Below are 5,772 nucleotides of genomic sequence, written 5' to 3' on the forward strand. Positions count from 1 at the left end.
CGTACCTGTGTAAACAGGATATTGAGACACTTGTGTCTTAAGAATCTCTGCTCCTTTAGGACGGAGACCGTCAATAGTGGGTGACCTAGGATTCGAACCTAGAACCAATGGATTAAGAGTCCACTGCTCAGCCGTTGAGCTTCTCACCCAAGTGCCTATCATACTAAATTTATTACACAATTGCCAATATTTTTTCTTGTTTTCTAGATAATTAATGGTAAACGAGTAAACCCCAGACTCAGAGAGAGTTATAGACTAATCGCCTTGGGAAATTTGATCCTGAAGGTAGTTTTACCGGCTGCACTTTCTACGTCAATTGAGGCACCTAGATGTTTCACGAGTTTCCTCACTAAGGTTAATCCGAGTCCTGTTCCACCATACTTACACGGTTCGTCACCCAGTATCCGATAGAAAGGAGTGAAAATCCTTAAGAGTTCATTATTGGGAATCTCAACTCCAGAATTACTGAAACTCAGAACTACCGTATCTTCTATTCCGTAAACCGAAACTGTAATTGATCCACCCGCAGGCGTGAATTTACAAGCATTATTGATCAGTTCGGTCACAATACGCTCCAAATCAGTGATATCTGTTTCCAGGAGCGGTATCCCACTAGCGATCGCCAGTTTTAATTCCTGTTGCTCACAGCTAGAGCGCTCTCGAAAAGATTCGACGATGGGGGGAAGCCAGGTTTGTAAATCAATAAAAATTAAAGTTGGCGGTTCAGCTTGTGTTTCTAGATATGTAAGCATTAGCAGGTCATCAATCAACTTGCTTTCTCTCTGGCACTCATTATGAAGAATCTGTAACAGGTGAGGAACAATTTCTAGATCTAATACTCCTTCTTGCTGGAGAAGGATTTCTAAAGTCTGCACAGCGAGGTTAATAGTAGTGATTGGTGTGCGTAGTTCATGGGAAAGAGTCCTGAGAAACTCGGTTTCTAAATGTTCGAGTTTTTCTAATTCGTTATTGTGTGTCTGAGTGAGTTTGTGTAGTCGCGCTTGTCGAATGGCGATCGCGCATTCATTTGCGACATGCTGTACAAGTTTGAGTTCCAGATCATTAAATGTTTCTTGTGTTAACCTCGTAACCCAAAGATTACCTATGATGCCTTGATCATCAAAAATTGGACAAGCAAGTTGAACCATAACACTTAACTTTGGGCTCCAAGATGGAACAATTTCTAGAGATTGCAGATGTTGCTTTCGCAACAATGGCTCGTAAATTTTGGGAAACTCTGCAACTTGTCTAGTTAATCCTTGGCTCAGGGGTAGGTTTATGGTGTAATCGTAGACAATAGTTGCCTTAGTAAGACCGTCACTATAAAGCTCAACTGAACAGCAATTAGCCTTCAATATATCTGCTAATTCCTTAATAGCTGTCTGTAAAATTTCGCCCTCATCAAGACTATCACGAATTTTTTCAGTGATGCGCTGCATTAAGCCTGTAAAACTGAGACAGTCATGCAACTCGGCTGCTTGCTTATGCATCAGCGATAGCTGAACTTCTAGCTGCTGTACTTGTTGTTGTATTTGAGTTTGTTGAACAGCAATCCCTAGTTGATCTGCGAGTTGCTGAAGCAGTTTAATTTCTGCTGGCTTCCATAAACGTGGTTCATAGCAATTTTGTGCAACAAACAATCCCCAGAAATCCTGCTTCAAAAAAATCGGAGCAACCAGATTGGCTCTGACTTCCAAAGAGGCAAGTAATTCAATGTAGCATGGCGCTAGCCCTGCTGTGTAAATATCTTCTACTACTTGAGGACAACCTTGCTTGTAGTATTCTATATGTTTTTCCTGAAAGCAGGGGTCTTTGATATTTCTTCCCTCGAGAGGACAATTGGTTGCAGCAGTTGATTCCACCGCAATCACTCCACTTCCATCTGATTCTAAGCGATAAATAAGGACGCGATCGCACTGGATAAACTCTCGGACTTCCTTCACTGTTTGGGAGAGAATTGTATCCAAATCCATAGATTGGCGAATACGCTGTTGAATTGATCCTAGCAGTTGTTCCTGATTAACCTGGTCTTGCAAAGCTTCCTCCGCCAGCTTTTACCTCCACCACACATATCAATACTTTGAACTTAATCTAGCAATCTAAATCTCTTGTAAAAGCGGGTGGTTTAAATCTGTAGAGACGTTACAAATCCTGCTTATGGATATCCGAAATACATATGCAGCTTAGTGATATTCAGAGCATGAGTAAATCTTTACATTTACAACCAATTGTCTCATATTTCTAAATTAAAATGAGTCGCACTACTTTAAATTGTTATTTTTTTTTACAAAAACAACTTAAAACCTTTCTAAACCCTCAAACTGCTTGATATTAGCACCCATAGCGTTTGCTGCTTCACCACATGTACGTGGTGTAGGAAAAATCTTTCCTGGATTTGCTAAACCCTTGGGATTAAACACTTCGCGTACCCACTGCATAGTCTCTAAATCTACTTCAGTGAACATCTCTGGCATATAGCATTTTTTATCTGCACCAACACCATGCTCACCAGAAATACTACCTCCCACTTTTACACAAAGCTTAAGAATTTCTCCTCCTACTTCTTCCACCTTCTCTAAGGCTCCTGGAACAGAATTATCATAAAGGACTAGTGGGTGAAGATTACCATCACCAGCATGAAACACATTAGCAATCCGGTAGCCATATTTCTGACTGATTGCTTCAATTTCACCGAGTACATAAGGCAATTGAGTACGCGGAATGACACCATCCTGTACATAATAATCTGGGCTTAAGTGTCCGGCTGCGGCAAAAGCGGCTTTACGTCCTTTCCACAATTTCAGCCGTTGCTCTGGATCGCTTGCAGTGGTAATATTACGCGCGCCATTATTTTTACAAATTTCAGCAATGCGTTCTTTATTTGCTGCAACTTCTACTGCCAACCCATCAATTTCTACTAACAAAATAGCAGCAGCATCGCGTGGATAACAATTTGTTGCAACAACATCTTCAACAGCATTAATGCTGATGTTATCCATAATTTCCATTCCACCAGGAATAATTCCCGCACTGATAATATCGGAAACACTTGCTCCAGCGTCTTCAACATTAGTAAAATCCGCTAGAAGCACACAAATTGATTCAGCAGTTTTGAGAATTCGGAGAGTGATCTCTGTTGCAATTCCTAATGTTCCTTCAGAGCCAACAAATATACCTGTTAGGTCATAACCAGGCGTTTCCTGAATTTGTCCTCCTACATCTACAATTGAACCGTCAGGAAGGACAAGTTTTAATCCTAAAACGTGGTTAGTCGTGACACCATATTTTAGACAATGTACCCCACCAGAGTTTTCTGCTACATTTCCACCAATAGAACAGATAATTTGACTAGAGGGATCAGGGGCGTAATAAAATCCAGCACCGCTTACAGCTTGGGTTACCCAGTTGTTAATAACTCCCGGTTGAACAACAATCCGTTGATTTTCTAAGTCTACGTTTAGAATTTGCCGCATTAAAGAAGTGACAATCAAAACACATTCTTCAATTGGCAAAGCTCCACCAGATAAACCAGTTCCAGCACCACGCGCGATAAACGGAACAGAGTGGCGATCGCATATCTTCACCAGTTCAGCAACTTGTTCTGTGGTTCTAGGTAAGACGACAACAGCAGGACGTTGGCGATAACTAGTCAATCCATCACATTCATAAGTGATCAATTCTTCACGGCGTTGAACCACACCATTTTTGCCAACAACAGCTTCAAATTGTTTTATAATCGGTTTCCAATTACGTTGTTGTTTGTCTTGAGTAAGCATAGTTTTTTATATATGGATAGTTGTTAGAGAAAAATTTTAGGATGAATAGGAGTCAGGAGACAGAATTCAGGAGTCAGAATACACTATCTGTAAAGGGATGGTGTTTTAAGAAAAGTTTCAACGCCTGTTTCGTTCACAAAAGATGAGATTTTAAACCAACAATTTCATTCTGACTCCTGACTCCTGAATTCTGAATTCTTCTTCATAAAGCTCTTAAGTGGTGGATAAACTTATGTTTGACCAACTTTTTATTAATGATGGTGATGATTTCTACATACCAGATGCGAATCTGCTAGTTACTGAAGATGATACTCCTGTGGATAACTTTGCCTCTGCTAAACAACAACGCCTTTTAGTCGCTTCGCTTTACAGTTCTTTACAAGAACAAGCTTTTATAGCCGAAGCTAATGTCGGCATTTACTACACAGACCTTCAACCTCCTATTGTACCTGATGTCCTCCTCAGCTTTGATGTTCAAGTACCACAAAATTGGTGGGAAAAGCAAAACCGTTGTTACATGGTTTGGAAATTTGGCAAACCGCCAGAAGTTGTGATTGAAATAGTCTCTAATAAAGAAGGTGATGAATTAGAGAAAAAATTGAGAATTTATGAGCACATGCGGGTAAGTTACTATATTGTATATGATTCTCAGCAGCAATTAAAAGACCAAGTGCTGCATATCTACGAACAAAGGGGAAGGCGCTACTTTGAAACCAAAGAAACTTGGTTAGAGCAAGTCGGATTAGGTTTGACTCTTTGGGAAGGAGAATTTGAAGGAAGGCAAGATACTTGGTTACGCTGGTGCTACCAGGATGGTAATGTTCTGCTGACTGGTGATGAACGAGCTAGCCAAGCTGAACAGCGTGCTAACGAGGCTGAGCAAAAGGCTGAACTACTAGCACAAAAACTTCGGGAGATGGGTATTGATCCTAACGATCTATAAAATTCTGTACACAGTCCCAAACTTCTTCTAACAAATCAGGACTCTGTGCATCAAACCACCGAATTTGAGGGTATGCTTTAAACCAAGTGCGTTGTCGCTTAGCAAATTGTCGCGTGTGCAAAATTGTTAAGTCTTTAGCTTCATTTAAGGAAATATCCCCTGCTAAGTATTGCTTGATTTCTTGATAACCTAAAGTATTTAGTAAAGGTAAATCACAACCGTATTTTTGGCAAAGAGACTCTACCTCGGCGACTAAACCATCTGCTATCATCTTATCCGTACGCTGGGCGATACGGCGGGTGAGATCGGCCGGATCACAATCCAATCCAATTTGTAATATTGGATAATTTGGTGGATTTTCACCTTGCTGTTCAGAAATGGGTCGACCTGTGACATAATATACCTCTAATGCTCTTAAAGTTCGCACAGTATCATGAGGATGAATCTTATTTGCGGCAATAGCGTCAATATGTTGCAGCATCGCATACAGATGAGTTTGTCCTAACGATTCTAATTGCGATCGCAGTTCCGGTTGCGGTTGCACTCTAGGAATCTTCATTCCCTGGGTTATAGAACGTATGTATAGACCAGTACCACCTACTAGGAGAAGTGGAGGAGTGAGGGACAAAGAAGCAATTAAGTCTTGGGCTTGCTGCTGATATTCGGCGACTGTCATTGTCTCCGTTGGGTCGCATAAATTAATTAAATAGTGCGGTATCAAATTTTGTTCAACCTGTGTTGGTTTAGCAGTACCGATATTAAATTCTCTATATACTTGACGAGAATCTGCACTTAGAATTACAGAGCCTAGCCGCATAGCTAATGCTAACGCTAACCCTGATTTGCCTGTTGCTGTCGCGCCACATATCACAATTAGTTTAGTCATTTGCTGAGGGTTAGGAGTTAGAGATTAGGAAGCAACAATTAACCAATAATAACTAACAATCTTGCAATGGGTACATCCCCTGAAAAATGTTCTCTTAAAATTGCCCTACAGTCGCCAGCAAGCCTTTTGTGTTAGAATTTTGGAGTTTTTTAACTTTGTTTGCCTTT

The 5,772-nt window shown here is 40.6% G+C and carries 4 protein-coding genes and 1 tRNA gene; 1 reads left to right on the forward strand and 4 read right to left on the reverse strand.

The window, feature by feature from the left end; all coding sequences use genetic code 11:
- Nucleotides 1–77 precede the first annotated feature (77 nt).
- The 3 genes from G4P69_RS35070 to glcD all read right to left on the reverse strand — a co-directional run bounded on the left by G4P69_RS35070 (nucleotide 78) and on the right by glcD (nucleotide 3,776).
- A tRNA-Lys gene (locus G4P69_RS35070) sits at nucleotides 78–149 on the reverse strand.
- A gap of 99 nt (nucleotides 150–248) precedes the next feature.
- Nucleotides 249–2,036 carry a sensor histidine kinase gene (locus G4P69_RS35075; RefSeq protein WP_208354526.1) on the reverse strand — a complete coding sequence of 596 codons (1,788 nt, stop codon included), beginning with the start codon at nucleotides 2,034–2,036 and terminating at the stop codon, nucleotides 249–251.
- Nucleotides 2,037–2,297: 261 nt separating this feature from the next.
- Complete coding sequence (glcD, locus tag G4P69_RS35080; protein ID WP_208354528.1) at nucleotides 2,298–3,776, reverse strand: glycolate oxidase subunit GlcD; 1,479 nt, start codon at nucleotides 3,774–3,776, stop codon at nucleotides 2,298–2,300.
- 232 nt (nucleotides 3,777–4,008) lie between these two features.
- Between glcD and G4P69_RS35085 the strand changes: the two genes are divergently transcribed.
- Complete coding sequence (locus G4P69_RS35085) at nucleotides 4,009–4,719, forward strand: Uma2 family endonuclease (RefSeq protein ID WP_208354529.1); 711 nt, start codon at nucleotides 4,009–4,011, stop codon at nucleotides 4,717–4,719.
- Here G4P69_RS35085 and miaA read toward each other — a convergent pair.
- The gene (gene miaA / locus G4P69_RS35090; protein WP_208354531.1) at nucleotides 4,706–5,605 is read right to left on the reverse strand and encodes a tRNA (adenosine(37)-N6)-dimethylallyltransferase MiaA; all 900 of its coding nucleotides are present in this window, start codon (nucleotides 5,603–5,605) and stop codon (nucleotides 4,706–4,708) included. The genes G4P69_RS35085 and miaA overlap by 14 nt on opposite strands.
- Nucleotides 5,606–5,772 lie beyond the last annotated feature (167 nt).

It is taken from the genome of Aetokthonos hydrillicola CCALA 1050 (assembly GCF_017591665.1).
Taxonomy (GTDB): Bacteria; Cyanobacteriota; Cyanobacteriia; order Cyanobacteriales; family Nostocaceae; genus Aetokthonos; species Aetokthonos hydrillicola.